The organism is Methylobacterium organophilum, assembly GCF_022533465.1.
Classification (GTDB): Bacteria; Pseudomonadota; Alphaproteobacteria; order Rhizobiales; family Beijerinckiaceae; genus Methylobacterium; species Methylobacterium organophilum.
The window spans coordinates 67498-86788 of sequence record NZ_CP092848.1; the positions used below are offsets into that span (position 1 = coordinate 67498).

Here is a 19291-nt window from a genome sequence, read left to right on the forward strand (position 1 = left end):
TCAGACGGCAGCGGTGCCGCGCCGCAGCTGCGCATCGACGCTCCAGGGGCCGGGGCCGGCCACTGCGATGTAGAGGAAGACGAAGCAGAACAGGATCGCGGCATCGCCCCCGTTCAGCGCCGGGAAGAAGCTCTTCGGCGCATGGGCGAGGAAATAGGCGACCGCCATCTCGCCCGACAGGATGAAGGCGACCGGGCGGCTGAGGAAGCCGACGATCAGCAGGGCGCCGCCGACAAGCTCGAGCAGGCCAGCGATGCCCGGCATCGACAGGATCGGCGGGTTCATGGCGCTCGCCGGGAAGCCCAGGATCTTCTGGGTGCCGTGCGCCATGAAGACGAGCCCCGAGACGATCCGCAGGATGCTGAGCATGCGCGGACCCCAGGTCGCAGTGATCGTCTCGACGCCCATGATGCCATCGTCCTCGTCTTCCCGCGGCCGCCGATTGTCGCGCCGCAGCGTCACTGCGCCTGCAACGGCGCGGCGGAGTCAATTCCTGGTTGGGCAGGGCCGCGGCGCTCAGGCGCCGTAGCTCTGGATCAGCGAGCCCGCCACCAGCGTCCAGCCGTCGACGAGCACGAAGAAGATCAGCTTGAACGGGAGCGCCACGGTGGCGGGCGGCACCATCATCATGCCGACCGCCATCAGCACCGAGGCGACCACCAGATCGATGATCAGGAAGGGGATGAACAGGAGGAAGCCGATCTCGAAGGCACGGCGCAGCTCCGAGATCATAAAGGCGGGCGTCACGATCTCCAGCCCCACCGCCTCCGGCCCGGAGGGCGTGGGCACCTTCGCCATGTCGAGGAAGAGCTTCAGGTCCTTCTCCCGCACATTGCGCAGCATGAAGGTCTTGAAGGGGGCCGAGGCCCGCTCGAAGGCCTGCGACTGGCTGATCTGCCCCGCCACCAGGGGCTCGATTCCCGCGCGGTAGGCCTCCCGGCCCGTCGGGGCCATGACGAAGGCGGTGAGGAACAGCGCCAGGCTCACGATGACGGCATTGGGCGGCGCGGTCTGCGTGCCGAGCGCCGAGCGCAGGATCGACAGCACCACCACGATCCGCGTGAAGGAGGTGGCCATCACCAGCACGGAGGGCGCGAGCGCCAGCACCGTGATCAGCGCGACGAGCTGGAGCGCCCGCTCGGTCGCTCCGCCCGTGCCGAGATCGACGGTCAGGCTCTGCGCGACGGCGAGGCTCGGACCGCCCACCAGGAGCAGGAAGCCCAGGCCGAGGCCGGCGAGACGTCTGGAAAGGAAGTGATTCGGCCGGCTCATGGCGCGGGCAACCTGCGTCGGGGCTCCGCCTCCGGCAAGCGGCGCGAAGCCACGCCCCTCCGCCGAATGCGCCCGCAGGTCTCAGTTCTTCTTGTCGATCGGACGCCCCAGCAGACGCGCGAATTCGGCCTCGATCTCCTCCACCGAGAAGGGATTGGGCGAGGCCGGCGCCGCGCCGGGCTGGGGGGCGGCGGGCTTCGGATCGGCGGCAAGCTCGGCGGGCTTTTCCGGCCCGGCGACGGCGGCCGGCGGCGGAACGGGGATCGCGGGGCTTCGAAGCGCCCCCGGCTCCGGCTTCGAAGCCAGGGGCGCCGGCTTCGGAGGCAGAGGCGGTGCCGGCTTCGAAGCGGCGACGGGCGCCGCCGGATTCTCCGTGCTCTCCGGTGCGTTCGGACGGGCGGGCGCGTCCTCGGGCGATGGCGTCGGGTTCAGAGCCTGGGAGGCCGCCATGCCGGCCGCGATCGGATCCGGTCCGGGGAGCGAGGCGGAGGCGCTGGAGTCCGGCGCGGGCGGAATGCCGGTGGGGAGGGCGGGTCCGAGCCCGACCTGCCGTGCCGGAGCCGGGGTCACGGCGGAGGACGGCCGGCGCAGGGCATCCTGGAGTTGGCGCGCCATGTCCGAGAGCACCGCCGGGTCGACCGGGCGCTTCTCGCCCGGCGGCAGCACGGGGGGCGGTCCGAACGAGTCCGCGGCGGACAGGTCGGGCTTGTCGCGCTGGCGCTCGGAGGCCGGTTCGAGCTTGGGCGTGACCAGGGGCGGCGGGGTCCGCCGCATCACGACCCGGCTCGCCGTCGAGAGGGCGGCCCTGGTGCGGCTCTGCGGCGTCGACGCCTCCTCCGCGGGAGGCTCGGGAACGAAGAGCCCCTGATCCGGCAGTGGCGGCTCGGGTTGCGCAGCCTTCGGCGCGAGCGAAGGCGGCGGGGTCTCCACGACGGTCGGCATCGCGAAGACCGGCTCCGCGAACAGCGACTGTTCCGCCTGCGGCGAATCCAGGCTCGGCCCTTCTCCCTCCGCGCCGGGCGCGGCGTCGGGGGCGAGTTCGGGCCGTATCAGCTCCGGGCCGAGCCGGGTGCCGGCGCCCCGCTGGATGTTGCGCTCGATCACCACGTCGTTCGGGCCGCCGACGAGGAGCAGGTGCTCGACATTGTCCCGGCGCAACAGGATGAGCTGGCGGGCCCGGTCGAGCTCGTAGATGTCGACGATGCCGAGCCGCGGCTGGCGCCCGCGCTGGGTCGTCTTGGACGAGAGCGACATCCCCCGCCCGATGAGCCGCCGGAACAGGAAGACCGCGCCCATCAACAGGACGAGAATGACGAGGAAGACGACCAGAAACTGAAGGAGGAACGAGCCGTCCGAACTGAAAAAGGACTGCAAGACCCGACACTCTCGGTTCAGGGCCGCAGAAAGGCCCTACGCATTACACCTGGAACAGTATCGCCGCCCGAAGCGGCCTGGGCAATCAAGGGAAGGATTTCGTTAACAGTTTCCCCGGGAGCCCCAGCGGCCGGCACGCCGAGACGCGTCCCGCGATCGGATCGCTTAACGCTCCATTAACCATGCAGGCGGCAGATTTTGCCCACCGGCCCCGCTCCCCGAGGGGGCGGCCGGCGGGGAGCGGCCCTGACCGCGCCGAGGGCTCTGGATCCGATGTCTCTGACCGACCTGCCCATCCTCGGGATGCTGCGCACCAAGATGCACTGGCACCAGGCGCGCCAGTCGCTCCTCGCCGAGAACGTGGCGAATGCCGACATGCCGGGCTTCAAGCCCCGCGACCTGTCGATGCCGAGTCCCAACGAGATCCGCGGGCTCGCCGCGCCCGCCTCCGCCGAGATCGGCAGCGACGGCCTCGCCCGGACGAGCCCGAACCATATCGGGTTGGCGGCGGCCTCCGGCGCGGGGGCCGATCCCCGCCGCTTTCAGGGCTTCGAGGTGCGGCCGAGCGGGAACGGCGTGAATCTCGAGGAGGAGATGCTGAAGGCCGGCGACAACCAGTCGGACTATCAGCTCGCCGCCTCGCTCTACCAGAAGAGCCTCGAGGCCCTGAAGATCGCCGTCGGCAAGCGCTGACGATCCTGACGCGAGGCGGCCATGGATTTCATCAAGACGCTGGCGATCGCCGCCTCGGGCCTCAAGGCCCAGTCCGGCCGCATGCGGGTCATCGCCGAGAACATCGCCAATGCGGATTCGGTCTCCCCGAATGCCGGCGGCGAGCCCTATCGGCGCAAGATCCCGACCTTCAGCCAGCATTTCGACCGTGAGCTCGGCGCGAACGTGCTCGAGACCGGCCGCGTGCGCCGCGACCAGAGCCCGTTCCGCACGAAGTACGATCCCAACAACCCCTCCGCCGACGCCCGCGGCGAGGTGCGCCTGCCCAACGTGAACGCGCTCGTCGAGAACATGGACATGCGCGAGGCCCAGCGCTCCTACGAGGCGAACCTGAATATGGTCACCGCGACGCGGCGGATGATCTCCCGCACCCTCGAAATCCTGAAGGCGTGACGCGCATGGCCACCTCCGCTTTCGCTGCCGGCGCCTACGCCGCCGCCCAGTCCGTCGGGCGCACGGGCGCCGTCCAGAAGCCGCTTCAGACCAGCGGCTCGGACGGCGGCTTCTCGGCCCTCCTGACCCAGACCCTCGACAACATCGCCCAGGCCGGCGCCAAGGCGGACGGGCAGGCGCTCGCCGTCGCCGGGGGCAAGGCGAACGTCGTCGACGTCGTCACCGCCGTCGCGGAGAGCGAGACCGCCCTCCAGACCCTCGTCGCCGTGCGCGACCGCGTGATCTCGGCTTACGAAGAGATCATGCGGATGCCGATCTGAGGACTTCGCCCGTGACCGGCCTCGCCATCCTCGACATCGCCCGCGACGGCATCTTCACCTTCCTGAAGGTCGCCGGACCGCTCATGATCGTGGCCCTCCTCGTGGGCCTCGCCGTCTCCCTGTTCCAGGCGCTCACCCAGATCCAGGAACAGACGCTGATCTACGTGCCCAAGATCGTCGCGGTGTTCGGCGCCATGCTGCTGATGCTGCCGTTCATGGGCGACGCGCTGGCCGGCTACATGACCCGCATCGCCGCCCGGATCGCATCCGGCGGTTAACCTTGGCCGGTCCCCTGCTATGACGGGCCATGAACCTGCTCCTGCCGGGAATCGCGGCGGCCTACCTGCTCACCTTCGCGCGGGTCGGCACCCTCATCATGCTGATGCCGGGAATCGGCGAGCAGCTCGTCTCGGCGCGGATCCGGCTCGCCTTCGCCCTGCTGGTGGCGCTCCTGCTCTTCCCCATGGTCCGGCCGCTCCTGCCGGAGACGAACGGCGCCCTGGCGGGCCCCGGGCTGATCGCGCTGCTCTTCGGCGAGCTGGTGGTCGGGCTCGTGCTGGGGCTCGCGGTGCGCATGGTGCTCGCCGCCCTGCAGACGGCGGGCATCGTAATCTCGCAGGCGCTCGGCCTCTCCTATGCCATGACCGTCGACCCGACCATGGGCGGCCAGCAGGCGGCGCTCGGCAACTTCCTGACGCTGCTCGGGGTGACGCTGATCTTCGCCACCGACCTGCACCATCTCGCCCTGGAGGCGGTCGGGCGCAGCTACGCCCTGCTTCCGCCCGAGGGGGTTCCGGGCTTGGGGGAGGCGGCGCAGCTCGCCCTCAGGGCCATGGCGCGGGGCTTCGCCCTCGCCCTGCAGATCTCGGCGCCCTTCATCGCCTTCGCGATCCTGTTCAATCTCGGGCTCGGCGTGCTGTCGCGGCTGATGCCGCAATTGCAGGTGTTCTTCGTCGCCGTCCCCGCCTCGATCCTGATCGGCATGCTGATCCTGCTCGGGGCGCTCGGGGTGGTGATGGGCGTTTTCCTGGACGATCTCGGCCGCTATCTCGGCGATTTCCTCGGGCGCTGACACGCCCCGTCGGGGAGGCATGAGTCGTGGCCGAGGGCGCCGAGCAGGAAGACAAGACCGAAGACCCGACCCCGCGGCGTCTGGAACAGGCGATCGAGCGCGGCGACGTCGCCACCAGCGTCGAGATCAACACCTTCGCGATCCTCGGCGCCTTCACCCTGGTGCTGCTGATCGCCGCCTCGCCCGTGGCGCGGCGGCTGCTCTTCGACATGCGGGGTTTCCTGGCCAATGCCCATGCCGTGCCCTCGGACGAGCATGCCTATGCCGGCATCGCCGGCCGCACCTTCCTGATCGTGCTGCAGGCGCTGGCGATCCCGGCGGGCGTGGCCGGCGTGGCGGCGCTGGCGGCGGGTTTCCTCCAGCATCGCCCGGTCTTCACCGCCGAGACCCTGATGCCGAAATTCGAGCGGATCTCGCCGCTCTCGGGGCTCAAGCGCATCTTCGGGATGGAGGCCTGGTTCCAGTTCGGCAAGGGCCTCGCCAAGCTCATCGTCGTCGGCGCGGTGGCCGGGACGCTGCTCTGGAGTGAGCGGGACCGGCTCGAATCCTTCGCCCATCTCGAACCCGGCGGCCTGCTCCAGGCGGTCCTGTCCTTGAGCCTGCGGATGATGGGCGGCATGCTCGCGGCCTATCTCGCGATCGTGCTCGGGGATGCCTTCTACCAGCGCTACCGCTGGCGCCAGCGCCTGCGCATGTCCAAGGAGGAGTTGAAGCAGGAGCACAAGGAGAGCGAGGGCAATCCCGAGGTGAAGGGACGCCTGCGGCAGCTGCGCAATGCGCGGGTGAAGAAGCGGATGATGGCCGCCGTGCCGACCGCCACCGTGGTCGTGACCAACCCGACCCACTTCGCCGTGGCCCTGCGCTACGAGCCCGGCATGCCCGCGCCGATCTGCGTCGCCAAGGGCGTCGATTCCCTGGCGCTGCGCATCCGGGCCCTCGCCAAGGACCACGACGTGCCGGTGATGGAGAACCCGCCCCTCGCCCGCGCCCTGCATGCCACCGTCGAGGTCGGCGAGGAGATCCCGGCGGAACACTACCGTGCGGTTGCGGAGGTGATTGGTTTCGTGCTTCGCCTGCGTCGCCGGGCCGCGTGAGGCCGGAACGGCCGGACGCCACGGTTTATGCACCTTTTTTTGCGAGCGATATCGGGCGCTTTGCCCCCCTCGGGCCGGGACGCGACAGGGTGCGGGCCGGCCGGACGGCGCGCCGGATGGATGATGACTGATGGCTGAGGCGGGCGGAGCGCCGGTTCCGGCGGTGGGCTCTATCGATCGATCCGAGCGGCCGGGCCGGGTCGGCCTGCTGCTGATGCTGGCCGGGCTGCTGGTCGGCGCCGCCGTCGGCCTGTCCTTCGTCGCCAACGAGCAGGCGCAGCCCCTCATCCTGGGGCTTCTGGCGCTGCTCGCCATGGCGGGCGTGTTCTTCCTCTTCGCCCTGGCGATCGGCGCGCTCCAGCTCGCCGGCCCCTCGGCCCGCGACGACATCACCCGCGGCATCGTCGACGCGGCCCCGGAGGGCACCGTCGTCGTCGAGGAGGGCGGCCGGCTGATCTACGCCAACGAGGCCTATATGCGCCTCTCCGGCGGCGACAGCTTCAGCACCCTGCGCTCGGTGGAGCGCATCTTCGTGGGCGCGCCGGAGGTGTCGGAGGCGGTCTATCGCCTCGCCCAGGCCGCCCGGGACGACCGCGCGCATACGGAGGAGATCCGGATGTCGCCCCCGCCGGGCGGCGCGCCGGAGCGCGACTTCGCCTGGTACCGCATCTCCGTCCGCCCGATCGCCCGGACGCGGCGGCCGGCGGTGCTCTGGACGGTGAGCGACATCACCCACGAGCGCGAGCGCCAGGAAAACGTCTTCCAGGAGCTCCAGCACGCGATCGACTATCTCGACCACGCGCCGGCCGGCTTCCTCTCGATCGATCCGGCCGGATCGATCGTCTACATGAACGCGACGCTGGCCTCCTGGCTCGGCTACGACCTCGCCACGGTGGGCTCCGGCGGCCTGCGCCTCACCGAGATCGCGCCCGGCGCCGACGTGTTCATCGGCGCCGCCGGGCTTGCGGGCGAGGTGCGCACCGACCGCTTCGACGTCGACCTGCGCCGGCGCAACGGCCATCCCCTCCCCGCACGGCTCTATCACCGGGTCGCCTTCGGCCAGGACGGCAAGCCCGGGCCGTCGCGCACCTTCGTGCTCAACCGCTCCGCCGGCGCCGAGAGCGACGAGCCGCAGCGGGCGGCCGAGGTGCGGCTCGCGCGCTTCCTCAACAACAGCCCGATCGCCATCGCCACCCTCGACCAGACCGGGCGGATCGCCCGGGCCAACGCCTCCTTCGTGCGCCTGTTCGGCGGCATGCCGCGCCAGCCCACGGAGGGCGGCGACGGCTTCGCCGAGCCGGTGATGCGCGAGGCGGTGATCGAGCGCGACCGGGGCACCGTGGACGCGGCCCTCGCCCGGGCGACGGGGGGCTTCGGCGAGGCCGAGCCGATCGAGGTCGGCCTCGTCGGGGCCGGCAACCGCTCCGCCCGGGTCTGGCTGAGCGCCGCCGGTTCGGAGGGCTCCTCCGGCTCCGCCGAGGACGGGCTCGGCGACCGCGAGCGGGTGATCCTCTACGCCCTGGACACCACCGCCCAGCGCCAGCTCGAGCAGCAGATCGCCCAGACCCAGAAGATGGACACGGTCGGCCAGCTCGCCGGCGGAATCGCCCACGATTTCAACAACGTGCTGCAGGCGATCATCGGCTATTCGGACCTGCTCATCGCGAGCCACAAGCCGACGGACCACGTCTTCCAGGACATCATGCAGATCAAGCAGAACGCGAACCGGGCCGCGGGCCTGGTGCGCCAGCTGCTCGCCTTCTCCCGGCGCCAGACCCTGCGACCGGAGGTGATGAATGTCGGGGAGGCGCTCTCCGACCTGACCCTGCTCCTGAAGCGGCTGCTCGGCGAGCGGGTCGATCTCGACCTGAAGCACGGGCGCGACATCTGGCCGATCAAGGCCGACGTGAACCAGTTCGAGCAGGTGATCGTGAACCTCGCGGTCAATGCCCGGGACGCGATGCCCTCGGGCGGCCGCCTGGTGATCCGCACCGCCAATGTCGCCAAGGGGAGCGAGCGCCCGGTCGGCGTGCCCGAAGGGGATCACGTGCTGATCGAAGTCCTCGACACCGGCGAAGGCATTCCGCCGGACGTCATGGAGAAGATCTTCGAGCCGTTCTTTACGACGAAAGAAATCGGCAAAGGCACCGGACTCGGGCTCTCGACGGTGTTCGGCATCGTCAAGCAGTCGGGCGGCACCATCGACGTCCAGTCCAAGGTCGGCGAAGGCACGGCCTTCCGCATCTACCTGCCCCGGCACGAGCCGGCGGAGGAGCCTGCCGGCGAGGCCGGCCGGTCGGCGCAGAAGCCGGCCCAGGCGGTGCTGCTGCGGGCCGATCCGGCGCTGGAAGCCGTTCCGGATCAAGCGCTTACGCCCGCAGGGGCCGAGGCCGCCCCGGCGCCCCCCGCCCCGCCTCCGGTCAAGGTCGGAGCCGACCATACCGGCCAGGCCACCGTGCTGCTGGTGGAGGACGAGGATCCGGTGCGCGCGGTCAATTCCCGTGCGTTGTCCGCCCGCGGCTACACGGTTCTCGAGGCGGCCTCCGGAATAGAGGCGCTGAAGCTGATCCAACAGGAGGACGTCGTCATCGATGTCGTCGTGTCGGATGTGGTCATGCCCGAGATGGACGGCCCGACTCTGCTTCGCGAGATGCGCAAGAGCCGGCCCGACCTGAAGATGATCTTCGTCTCCGGCTATGCGGAAGACGCGTTCCGCAAGAACCTGCCCGAGGGCGAGACCTTCAACTTCCTGCCCAAGCCCTTCAGCCTGAAGCAGCTCGTCGAGACCGTGAAGAAGACCATGGCCGGCTGATCCGGGCCGGCTGATCCGGGCCGTTCCGCGCCTCTCTCCGGGAAAGGCGGGCGGCTGTCCCCACCGCGGGGCTCCGAGGCCGCCGGCCTCCGGCTCCGAAGCCCCGGGCCGAAGGCTTCGAGGCGGCTTGAGGAGTCGAGCCACAACGGAAAAGGCGAACGGAACGCTTGCAAAACGAGAACAAAAGGCGTACAAAAATCCGGAGACAGGGGCGTTGAGAACGGCGCCCACCCCATGCATAAGGAGCCCCGGATGGCCCAGGCCGCGCTCAAGATGGTGGAACCTTCGACCATGGACAAGGACAAGTCGAAGGCGATCGAAGCGGCGCTGACGCAGATCGAGCGGGCCTTCGGCAAGGGCTCGATCATGCGCCTCGGCAAGGCCGACAAGGTGCAAGAGGTCGAGACGATCTCGACCGGCTCGCTCGGCCTCGACATCGCCCTCGGCGTCGGCGGCCTGCCCCGCGGCCGCGTCATCGAGATCTACGGCCCCGAATCCTCCGGCAAGACCACGCTCGCGCTCCACACCATCGCGGAAGCGCAGAAGAAGGGCGGCGTCTGCGCCTTCGTCGATGCGGAGCACGCCCTCGACCCGGTCTATGCGCGCAAGCTCGGCGTCAATCTCGACGATCTGCTGATCTCCCAGCCCGATACCGGCGAGCAGGCCCTCGAGATCACCGACACCCTGGTCCGCTCCGGCGCGATCGACGTGCTCGTGGTCGATTCCGTGGCGGCGCTGACGCCCCGGGCCGAGATCGAGGGCGAGATGGGCGAGAGCCAGCCCGGCCTCCAGGCCCGGCTGATGAGCCAGGCCCTGCGCAAGCTCACCGGCTCGATCTCCCGCTCGAACTGCATGGTGATCTTCATCAACCAGATCCGGATGAAGATCGGCGTGATGTATGGCAGCCCGGAGACGACCACCGGCGGCAACGCGCTCAAGTTCTACGCCTCGGTGCGCCTCGACATCCGCCGCGTCTCGACGCTCAAGGACCGGGACGAGGCCATCGGCAACCAGGTCCGCGTCAAGGTCGTCAAGAACAAGGTCGCGCCGCCCTTCAAGCAGGTCGAGTTCGACATCATGTTCGGCGAGGGCGTGTCCAAGGTCGGCGAGCTGATCGATCTCGGCGTCAAGGCCGGCATCGTCGAGAAGTCGGGCGCCTGGTTCTCCTATTCGAGCCAGCGTCTCGGCCAGGGCCGCGAGAACGCCAAGGGCTTCCTGCGCGACAACCCGGACATCGCGGCCAAGATCGAGGCCTCGATCCGCCAGAATTCCGGCCTCGTCGCCGACCGGATCCTGGAGAACGCGCAGCCCACCGAGGACGATCTCGAGCCCGGCGAGGCCTGATCGCAACGAAAGCCCGGCCCCTCGTCCCGGAAACCGGGGCGGGGCGCCGCGCCGTGTCCGCCCCGGCTGCTGGGCCGGCACCTCCAGGCCCGCCTTTCGGCAAGGGCTCTTTCGACGAACCGGCCCCCTTCGTCGGGTGGCGCCTCAGAGGATTCCACCGAGCGCCGCGCGCTGGGGGGGCGCGGCGGTGATCGCCTCGATCCGCTCGAGCAGCGCGTCGATCGGCATCGGGGCGCCGATCAGGTAGCCCTGGATGTAGCGGCAGCCGTAGCGGCGCACCGCCTGGAACTGATCCTGTGTCTCGATCCCCTCGGCGATGCCGTCGACCCCGAGATTCTGGCACAGGTCGATGATCGTGGTGACCACGCTGCGGCCGAGCTCGGAATCGAGGTCCGCCATGAAGCTGCGGTCGATCTTGATCTTGTCCAGCGGCAGGCGATGCACGTAGCCGAGGCTGGAATAGCCGGTTCCGAAATCGTCGAGTGCGATCTTGATGCCGAGCGTCCGCAGCGTGGCGATCGATTGCCGGGCCCGCTCGAAATCGGCCATCACCGCCGTCTCGGTCAGTTCCAGGGTCAATCGCTGCGGATCGATCCCGCTGTTGCGCACGATGGCGAGGATCGCGAGCACCGTCTCGGGTGAGACGAGATCCTGCGAGGACAGGTTGAACGACAGGCCGACGCCCGGCGGCAGTCGCGCGGCCTCGCGCAGCGCCTTGCGCAGGAGCAGGGTGGTCAGGGTGTGAATCATGCCGCAGCGTTCCGCGGCGGCGATGAAGCGGTCGGGCGGCACCGGGCCGAGGGACGGGCTCGTCCAGCGGGCGAGCCCCTCCACCAGGGCGACCGTGCCGTTCGCCGCGTCCAGGATCGGCTGGTAGTGCACGCTCATCTCGGCCTCGAGATCGGCGCTCTGAAGCGTGGTCTCCACCGCGCGTTCGGCGCGGATCGCGTCCTCGTGCTCGTGCGAGAACAGGGTCGTGACCCCGCGCTGATGCTCCTTGGAGTGATAGAGCGCGTAATCGGCCCGGTCGAACAGGGCATCGGCCTGGTGCCCCCCGCTCGGATAGAGGGCGAGGCCACCGGAGCAGCCCGTGAAGACCTGGATCTCCCCGAGACGGATCGGCGCATGCAGCGCCTCGCAGATGCGGTTGCAGAAGCCGGTGACCTGGGCGGCCGATCCGCACTTGCGGAGGAGGAGGCCGAACTCGTCGCCGCCGAGCCGCGTCACGATCGCCTCGGGCCCGGCGAACGTGGCGAGCCGGCGGCCGGTCTCGGCCAGCACCCGGTCGCCGATATTGTGGCCGTAGGTGTCGTTGATCGGCTTGAACCGATCGAGATCGAAGATGGCTAGCGCGAAGGTGCTGCCGTCCCGGGCGGAGGCCGCGATCAGCGTGTCGAGGCGCTGAAAGAAGAAGCGGCGGTTGGGCAGGCCGGTCAGGCTGTCGGTATGGGCGAGATGGGCGTTCTCTTCCAGGAGCCGCTGCGTCTCGGCCTGCGATTCGATCAGGCGAATGAAAACCAGGAAGTTGGTGGTGAGCACGCGCACCATCACCCCCGTCACGAAGGCGATGTTCAGGCCCATGGCGATGAACACTTCGTTCTCGCTCGCGAAGCAATGGATCAAGTAGATGCTGACGACGATCCCGGTGGCGGCGAATGCGGCGATCGGCAGGTGCGTCAGGCAGAAGATGCAGGCCATGATCGTGACGGCCGCGAAGATCGTCACGTGCGAGCGCTCGTAGGGACCGCCATAGACGTCGAGGAGCAGGGCCCAGCTCACGAAGGCGAGCGCCATCACGACGCTCAGCAGGCTCGTGTGGCGCAGGTGACGCACGGCCTCCGCCTCGGTCAGCGTTTCGGGGCGCAGGCGCCACCACTTGAAGGCGCGCAGGCCACAGAACATCACGAGCGCGACCGGAACCCAGAGGGTCAGCATCGTCGGCGCGACGTCTCGATGGGTGAAGGCCAGGACGAGGGCGTTGATGCAGAGCAGGGCGTAGAGCGACTGAACCTGCTTCTGCAGCCCCGCCAGCTGCTGGGCGGCGATCCGGTCGCCGGGCCTGGGGGCGCGAAGCCCGCTCAGAAGTCGATGGCCGAGGGTAGTCTTGCTCATCGGACGAAGTACCGGATCGGTTCGACACAACTTAAGGTGAGCAATCTAATGCCATTGCACGGGTGAGGTATGGAGCCTGTTCTTATCAGGCTCTTTTCTTTTTCACTGAATAGGAACGCTAATCGCTCTCTGTTACTTAGATCTAAAATTCCTGTTTTTCCGATCTCGTTGCTGTGCGGATCGGGGCGCGTCGCGGGCGGTCACGGGGCGTCGCGCGCGACGGCTTGCGCCGTCACGAGAAATCGTGGCGTGGTCCCAGGCGGTCACGGCGGCGCTCCTTGCAGATCCCTTCCTCCTCCTCGATCGGTCCGGACGGCCAGCACGGGCGGTCGGGCCATGGCCTCGGCGGCTGGCCCTGGACCGAGGCCGTCCACCGCGATCCCCGGCCCGATCGCCTGCCGGGCGGACGCGCCTGGCCCTGCCTCGCCGTCCTCGTCCCGGCCGGTCCCGGCGGCGAGGCGGCCGCCGCCTCGGTCGCCGCCGAGGCCTATCCGGAGCTGCGCCTTCTCAGGCTCGCCCCCGGCGACGCGCCGCAGCTTTCCGCGCTGCTGGCGGACGAGCGGGCCGAGGCCCTCCTGCTGCTCGAGGCCGGGGAATCCCTGGTGCCGGGGGCGCTCGCGGCCCTGGCGCTCGCGCGGGCGATGACCGGGGCCGCCCTGACCTTCGGCCTGACCCTGCACGCGGACACGGCGCCGCGCGCCCTCTGCCTGCTGGCGGAGCCGGCCCTGGCCGGGCCCGGCGACGGCAGCGGCTGCCTCGTCGACCGGCACGCCCTCCGCTCGGCGCTCGGCGGGGACAAGCCCGCGCCCCGCGATCTCCCGGCCCTGATCGCCCGCCTCGCCGTGTCCGGTGCGCCCTCTACGCGGATCGGCCGCCCGGTGCGGATCACGCCGGCCTGGCCACAGGAGCCGGGGCCGGCCCTCGCCCTGGCCATCCTCACCGATTCCGGCCCCCGCGGCGGGGCGGGCATCGCCCAAAGGCGCCTCGCCGAGGCGCTGGCCCTCTGCGGCCACGCGGTCGAACCCGTCCGCCTGGACGAGGACTCCGCGAGCGCCGCGGCGGAATGGACGGATGTCTTCCCGCGGGCCGAGGCGCGGATCGCCGGGCGCGCCCCGGCCTACGACCTCGTCCTCGCCGGCAACCTGCACGGGGCGACGCGCAGCCTCGACGCCCTCGGTCGCGTGGCCGAGCGCGTGCCCACCGCCCTGGTGCTGCACGACCTGTTCGCGCTGACCGGGCGCTGCGCCCACCCCAAGGCATGCGGCCTGATCACGACGGGCTGCGACGCGCGCTGTCCCTCCCCGGACCAGTATCCGCAGCTCGGCCGGCGGCGCATCGCCGGGATCCATGCCCGCAAGCGCGCCGTGCTGGCCCGGGGCGAGCGGCTGCTGCTGCTTGCCAATTCCGACTGGACCCTCGGCCGGGCCAAGGCGCTGGCGCCCCCCGGCGCCGTGAGCGCGCCCCTGCGGCTCGCCCTGCCCACCGGGGTGTTCCGCCCCCAGGACCGGGCGGCCCTGCGCCGGAAGCTCGGCCTGCCGCCGGACGACGTGCTGGTGGTGTTCGGCGCCGTGATCGCGGACGCGCCGGAGAAGGGGTTTGCCGACCTCGCCGCGACCTTGCAGGCCTGCGCCCGGCCGGGCGTGGGCTTCGTCGCCCTCGGCCGGCTCGACGATCCGGCGGCGCTGGGCGTCGCCAACCTGCATCTCGCCGGGCCGGTGGCGGATGAGGGCCGCCTCGCGCAATGGATGGCCGCCTGCGACATCCACCTCACCGCGAGCCGGCTGGAGACCCTCGGCCAGACCGCGATCGAGGCCGGCCTGTGCGGGCTGCCCAGCGTCGCCTACCGGGCGACGGGGCTGACCTCCGCCGTCCTGCACGAGGTGACGGGGCTCTGCGCCGAGCCCCTGCCCGGGGCGCTGGCGCGGGCGCTGAACGCCCTGATCGCCGACGGGGCGGCGCGGGCGCGCTACGGGGCCACGGCGCGCCTGCTGTTCGAGAGCCGGCATAGCCACGCCGCGGCCGTGCTCTCCCTGCACGAGGCCCTGCGGGACTGGGGCGCGGGGCCGGCTTTGACCCGGGACGGGCGGCTCGTGTTCGGGCCGGAGCTGCTCGCGCGCTTCGCCTTCGCCGCGGAGCGGGATCCGGGGGCGACCGGCACCGTCGATGTCCCCTCCCCGGCCCCGCTGCGCCGCCTGCGCGGCCTCAAGCGCCGGCTGTTCGGCGAACGCCTGCCCCTGCCCCTGCGCCGCGGGCTCTACCTCGCCGCCCTGGCGCGGCGGCGGCTGACGGGGGCCCCATGAGCGCGGCGCTCCCGCCCCGGCCCGTCCTGCTCGATCTCAGCCATGTGCGCGGGCACGTGACGGGACTCGAGCGCGTCGCCCTCGATCTGTTCGCCCCGGAGCGGCTGGCGCCCCATCCCGTGCGGTGCCTGCGCAGCCGCTCCCTGCCGGGGATGATCCTCAAGCAGCAGATCGGGATCCCGGCCCGCGGATGGCGCGACCGGGCGGCGGCCTTGGTCTTCCCCGGCTTCCCGCCGGGGCCGCTGGCGCTGCTCCTGGGCGCGCGCTGCCTGACCTATGTCCACGACACCTTCCTGCTCGACCGGCCGGACGAGCTGAACTGGCGGGCCAGGGCCTATATGGCGCCGAGCTTCGCCCTCGCGATGCGGTTCGGCCGGCGCTTCCTGGTCAATTCGCGCACCACCGGCGAGGCCCTGCGGGCGCGCTGCCGGGCCGACGCGCTGGTGGCGCTGCTGCGCCCGCCGGTGCGCGACGTGTTCGGCCTCGCGGACCTGCCCGACCCCGCGCCCCACCGGCCCGGGGAGACCCTGCGCCTCCTCGCCATCGGCACGGTGGAGCCGCGCAAGGACTATCCCGCCGCCCTCGCCCTCGCCGCGGCGCTCCGGGCCGGCGGCGTGGAGGCGGAGCTGCACATCGTCGGGCGGCGGGGCTGGGGCGCGGCGGATTTCCTCGATGCGCCGCCGCCCTTCCTGCACCATCACGGCTACCTGGCGGATGCGGCGTTGCGGGCGCTGGTCGCCCGGTCGCATCTCCTGCTCTCGACCTCGAAGGCGGAGGGGCTCGGCCTGCCCCTGCTCGAGGTGCAGCATGGCGGATTGCCGGTGGCGGCGCCCCGCGGCGCCGTCTTCGCCGAGGTGCTGGACCGGTCGGGCCTGCTGATCGACCCGCGCGACCCGGCGGCGAGCGCCGCGGCGCTCCTCGCCTTCGCCGGCGCGCCGGGCCACGGGCGGGCGGCGCGGGCCAATGTCGCCCGCTGGAACGCGCTCGCCGCCGCCGACGCGGAACGCTTCCGCGCCTTCCTGAGCCGGGGCCCCTCCGTCTACGGGGAAGATCCCGCAGCGAGCGTTCCGCCGCGGGACAGCCGGCGCCGCTGACCGCCCCGCCGTCCCGTTCTGCTACCGACGGTCGCGGTGGATGGCCGCCGCAACCGCGCCTCCGGTCCTGATTTCGCCAACAAGTCGCGCTGAACGGGGCCGCCTCCGGTGCGAACATTAAGATTACCGAGAGGTAAATCGGCTGAGACCTGATCTGCGGCATGCAACGGCGCGCGGATTTGGTGGATATGTCGGAGGACGCGGGGCCGGCATCTGGCATCGCGGTTGCGGTTGGTTACCCATTCCTTGCGCCGCTGTGCCGGAGCGGGACGGCGACCCGGGGAGAGAGCGTTTCCCGGGCCCGGCCTCGGGCCATGAAGGACGAGACAGATGTTCGACTTCGCGAGCCCCTTCCGGGGCGAGCCGGTCCGGATCGAGGTGGTGGAGGGCGAAGCCGGCCCGAACGCGGCCACGCTCCTGCGCCGCCTCTGGGCGGGGGCGGGCTTCGTCGTCCTCGGCGCGCTGTTCATGGTCGCCGCCGCGGTGGCGGTGCTGGGGCTCATGACCCCGTCCTACACCTCCGGCATCCAGGTGCTGATCGACCCGTCCGACCTGCGCGTCGTCGACAACGAGGTCACCGCCCGCGCCCCCCAGGCCGATGCCGGCGTGTCCCTGGCCGAGAGCCAGGTCCGCGTGATCCAGTCCGACAACGTGCTGCGCCGGGTGGTCGAGCGCCTCGGCCTCGACAAGGACGACGAATTCGCCAAGCCCGACGGCACCAACCCGGTGGCCAATGCGGTCAAGCACGCCCTCGGCATGATGCCGCCCCCGGCGAGCCGCGACCCCGTGAACATCGCCCTCGACACCCTGCGCACCAAGATGACCGTGCGCCGGCCCGAGCGCACCTTCGTGATCGACGTCTCCGTCCAGTCCAAGGACCCGCAGAAGGCCGCCGACATCGCCAATGCGGTGGGCGACGCCTATTTCGCCGAGGAGACCGCCGCCCGCACCGAGGCCGCCCGCCGCGCCTCCGACGCCCTGTCCTCCCGGCTCGCGGCCCTGCGCCAGGGCGTCGAGGAGGCCGAGGGCAAGGTCGTGAAGTACCGGGAGGAGAACCGCCTCACCACCTCGAGCGGCCGCCTGCTCAACGACCAGCAGCTCGGCGACCTGAACCAGCAGCTGGTCGCCGCGCAGATCCGCGCCGCCGAGGCCAAGGCCCGGCTCGACCAGGCCCGGGCGATGCGGGCGGGCGATGCCAGCACGGCGCTGCCCGAGATGCTGCAATCCCTGGAGATGCAGGCCCTGCGGCAGCAATACGCCACGCTCTCGCGCAACACCGCCGAGCTCGCCACCCGGCTCGGCGCCCGCCACCCGGCCATGGCCGAGCAATACGCGCAGCAGCGCGACCTGCAGCGCCTGATCCAGCGGGAGAAGGAGCGCATCATCGACACCTCGCAGAAGGATTACGAGCGTGCCGCCGCGAGCGAGACGGCGATCCGCCGGAACCTTGACCGCGTGAAGACGGATATGGCCGTGAACGAGCGCGCCACCGTCGGGCTGCGCGAACTGGAGCGCGAGGTGGATTCCCGCCGATCCGTCTACGAAACCTTCCTGCGCCGCTCCCGCGAGGCGGGCGAGCAGGAACGCCTCAACAACACCAATGTGCGCATCATCTCCAGCGCGACCCCGGCTCGGCAGCGCTCCTGGCCGCCGAGCCCGAAGCTGATCCTGCCGCTGGCCCTGGTGCTCGGCCTCGGCCTCGGCGCGGGGATCGCCCTGATGCTCGGGGCGGACCGGGACCGCCGCCGCGCCCGCCCGCAGAAGCGGCCGGTTCCCGCGGCGCGCAGCCTGCGGGCCGCCGATGTCTGACGAGGCGATGCCCGACTTCGCCCTCCCCGGCTGCACGAGGCCGGAACGGAGCGCCGTGGCCGGCCCGGCGCCGGCCTCCCCGGCCTGGTCTGTTCGGCGCCCCGCCGGCCTGGGCCTGTCTCTCTTCGGGGCGAGCTTCTTCACCGGCTCCGCCGAAGAGGCGCTCGCCCTGGCCGCCTCCGGCCGCAGCAGCCGCCCGCGGCTGATCGTGACCGCCAATGTCGACCACATCGTCGTCCTGTCCGAGAACGCGGCCTTCCGCCGGGCCTATGCCGGCGCGACCCTGCGCACCCTCGACGGCATGCCCCTGGTCTGGCTCGCCCGGCTGAAGGGCGCGACCGGCGCCCAACGGATCACGGGGCACGACCTGATGGCGAGCGCCCTGGCGCAGCCCCAGGCGCCCGGCCGCCGGATCTTCCTGATCGCCGCCTCGGCGGCGGGCGCGGAGGCGCTGGCGCGCCGCTTCGTCGACAAGGGGCTGCCGCCGGAGGCGATCGCCTGGGAGGTGCCACCCTTCGGCTTCGAGGCGAACGAGGCCTATTCCAAGGCGCTGGCCGCCCGGATCGCGGACCATGGCACCACGCTTCTGGTGATGGGCGTCGGCGCCCCGAAATCCGAGATCTGGGTCGACCGGCACGGGGCGCTTCTCGGCGATCCCGTGGTGCTCGCCGTGGGGGAGGCCCTCGACGGCGCGGCGGGGCTCGCCGCGCGCGCACCGGCCTGGATGCAGCCTATCGGCCTCGAATGGTTGTTCCGCTTCGCCCGTGCCCCGCGGCGGCTCTTCGCGCGCTACTTCCTGCGCTCCTGGCGTTTCCTCTGGATCCTCGCCGGCCCCCGCCGCCGGGCGATTTTTTCCGCACACCGTCTCCCGTGACGCAGGAACCCGCATACGGGCCGAGGCCGGAGGCGGAATATGCGCTCTGTCGGGGCGCCTTCCGGCGAAGTGACCCCGATTCGTCGGAGGATGGCGCGGTGTCGCGCGAATCGAGAGCCGCCGCCGGCACGGTGCCATTGGGCCGGGTGCCGTCGAGGTGGCAGACCTCTCCCCGCCGGCACGGCGTGTCGATACACACGGAATCGATACGTCCATAACCAGTAGAAATCCCTCCGACGCAGGCCGGAACCTGAAACTCTTCAGGATCGATCCTGTGTTCCGGATGCAAAATCTGCATTCCTGGAAACATCAACCAGGAGTTTTGCTATGACGCCCCAATCTGCCGGGCAAGTTGCACCGATCCGCCTGAAGGACGAGGATCTCGCGGTCATCAATGGCGGCTTCTGGACCGATATGTCCAAGCTTGAAGAAACTGTCTTCGACGTTGCTGCTCATAGGAGAAAAACGCCGAAGCGGCCGGATTATCGGCCGAAGGGGCCTGCCATCGTGGCCAACTTCCTCAAGAAGAACGTCGCCAGCCTCTTCCGGAACTGAGGGAGCCGTCGCCGCCTCTGCGCATGCCGGGAGCCCGGACACGCCGAGTCCGGGCCTCTTCCAATCCCTCTCTTACGATGTCCGGCCGATCGCCTCGTTGTCGCGTCACGAGGACAGCGACAGCGACAGGTTCT

The 19291-nt window shown here is 70.9% G+C and carries 17 protein-coding genes; 13 read left to right on the forward strand and 4 right to left on the reverse strand.

Annotation, left to right across the window (positions count from 1 at the left end; all coding sequences use genetic code 11):
• From MMB17_RS00320 to MMB17_RS00330, 3 genes are all read right to left on the reverse strand, one after another.
• Window positions 1–408, reverse strand: a complete 408-nt coding sequence (locus MMB17_RS00320) for a DoxX family protein (RefSeq protein WP_238309867.1) — start codon at window positions 406–408, stop codon at window positions 1–3.
• Window positions 409–516: 108 nt separating this feature from the next.
• The gene (gene fliP, locus MMB17_RS00325) at window positions 517–1272 is read right to left on the reverse strand and encodes a flagellar type III secretion system pore protein FliP (protein ID WP_238309866.1); all 756 of its coding nucleotides are present in this window, start codon (window positions 1270–1272) and stop codon (window positions 517–519) included.
• Window positions 1273–1353: 81 nt separating this feature from the next.
• Complete coding sequence (locus tag MMB17_RS00330; RefSeq protein WP_241100663.1) at window positions 1354–2646, reverse strand: hypothetical protein; 1293 nt, start codon at window positions 2644–2646, stop codon at window positions 1354–1356.
• A 273-nt stretch (window positions 2647–2919) separates the two neighbouring features.
• On the opposite strand from MMB17_RS00330, the gene flgB reads away from it, so the two are divergent.
• From flgB to recA, 8 genes are all read left to right on the forward strand, one after another.
• Window positions 2920–3339: a flagellar basal body rod protein FlgB gene (flgB, locus tag MMB17_RS00335; RefSeq protein ID WP_238309864.1), complete on the forward strand. Its 420-nt coding sequence runs from the start codon at window positions 2920–2922 to the stop codon at window positions 3337–3339.
• Between the two features lie 21 nt (window positions 3340–3360).
• Window positions 3361–3771: a flagellar basal body rod protein FlgC gene (flgC, locus tag MMB17_RS00340; protein ID WP_238309863.1), complete on the forward strand. Its 411-nt coding sequence runs from the start codon at window positions 3361–3363 to the stop codon at window positions 3769–3771.
• A gap of 5 nt (window positions 3772–3776) precedes the next feature.
• A complete protein-coding gene (fliE, locus tag MMB17_RS00345) occupies window positions 3777–4091 on the forward strand; it encodes a flagellar hook-basal body complex protein FliE (RefSeq protein WP_238309862.1) in 315 nt (104 codons plus the stop codon).
• Window positions 4092–4102: 11 nt separating this feature from the next.
• The gene (gene fliQ / locus MMB17_RS00350; RefSeq protein ID WP_276518052.1) at window positions 4103–4369 is read left to right on the forward strand and encodes a flagellar biosynthesis protein FliQ; all 267 of its coding nucleotides are present in this window, start codon (window positions 4103–4105) and stop codon (window positions 4367–4369) included.
• 29 nt (window positions 4370–4398) lie between these two features.
• A complete protein-coding gene (gene fliR / locus MMB17_RS00355; protein ID WP_241100664.1) occupies window positions 4399–5163 on the forward strand; it encodes a flagellar biosynthetic protein FliR in 765 nt (254 codons plus the stop codon).
• 26 nt (window positions 5164–5189) lie between these two features.
• Window positions 5190–6257 carry a flagellar biosynthesis protein FlhB gene (flhB, locus tag MMB17_RS00360; RefSeq protein ID WP_241100665.1) on the forward strand — a complete coding sequence of 356 codons (1068 nt, stop codon included), beginning with the start codon at window positions 5190–5192 and terminating at the stop codon, window positions 6255–6257.
• Between the two features lie 130 nt (window positions 6258–6387).
• The gene (gene cckA, locus MMB17_RS00365) at window positions 6388–9069 is read left to right on the forward strand and encodes a cell cycle histidine kinase CckA (RefSeq protein ID WP_241100666.1); all 2682 of its coding nucleotides are present in this window, start codon (window positions 6388–6390) and stop codon (window positions 9067–9069) included.
• Between the two features lie 252 nt (window positions 9070–9321).
• On the forward strand, window positions 9322–10413 hold the full coding sequence (gene recA, locus MMB17_RS00370) for a recombinase RecA (RefSeq protein ID WP_238309858.1): 1092 nt from the start codon (window positions 9322–9324) through the stop codon (window positions 10411–10413).
• Window positions 10414–10557: 144 nt separating this feature from the next.
• On the opposite strand, the gene MMB17_RS00375 is transcribed toward recA, so the two are convergent.
• A complete protein-coding gene (locus MMB17_RS00375; RefSeq protein ID WP_241100667.1) occupies window positions 10558–12525 on the reverse strand; it encodes a putative bifunctional diguanylate cyclase/phosphodiesterase in 1968 nt (655 codons plus the stop codon).
• A 278-nt stretch (window positions 12526–12803) separates the two neighbouring features.
• Between MMB17_RS00375 and MMB17_RS00380 the strand changes: the two genes are divergently transcribed.
• The 5 genes from MMB17_RS00380 to MMB17_RS00400 all read left to right on the forward strand — a co-directional run bounded on the left by MMB17_RS00380 (window position 12804) and on the right by MMB17_RS00400 (window position 19157).
• Window positions 12804–14825 carry a glycosyltransferase gene (locus MMB17_RS00380; RefSeq protein ID WP_241100668.1) on the forward strand — a complete coding sequence of 674 codons (2022 nt, stop codon included), beginning with the start codon at window positions 12804–12806 and terminating at the stop codon, window positions 14823–14825.
• On the forward strand, window positions 14822–15919 hold the full coding sequence (locus MMB17_RS00385; protein ID WP_241100669.1) for a glycosyltransferase: 1098 nt from the start codon (window positions 14822–14824) through the stop codon (window positions 15917–15919). The genes MMB17_RS00380 and MMB17_RS00385 overlap by 4 nt, the downstream gene beginning before the upstream one ends.
• Window positions 15920–16249: 330 nt before the next feature.
• The gene (locus MMB17_RS00390; protein WP_241100670.1) at window positions 16250–17728 is read left to right on the forward strand and encodes a GumC family protein; all 1479 of its coding nucleotides are present in this window, start codon (window positions 16250–16252) and stop codon (window positions 17726–17728) included.
• A gap of 7 nt (window positions 17729–17735) precedes the next feature.
• Window positions 17736–18602, forward strand: a complete 867-nt coding sequence (locus MMB17_RS00395) for a WecB/TagA/CpsF family glycosyltransferase (protein ID WP_241100671.1) — start codon at window positions 17736–17738, stop codon at window positions 18600–18602.
• 327 nt (window positions 18603–18929) lie between these two features.
• Complete coding sequence (locus MMB17_RS00400; RefSeq protein WP_241100672.1) at window positions 18930–19157, forward strand: hypothetical protein; 228 nt, start codon at window positions 18930–18932, stop codon at window positions 19155–19157.
• Window positions 19158–19291 lie beyond the last annotated feature (134 nt).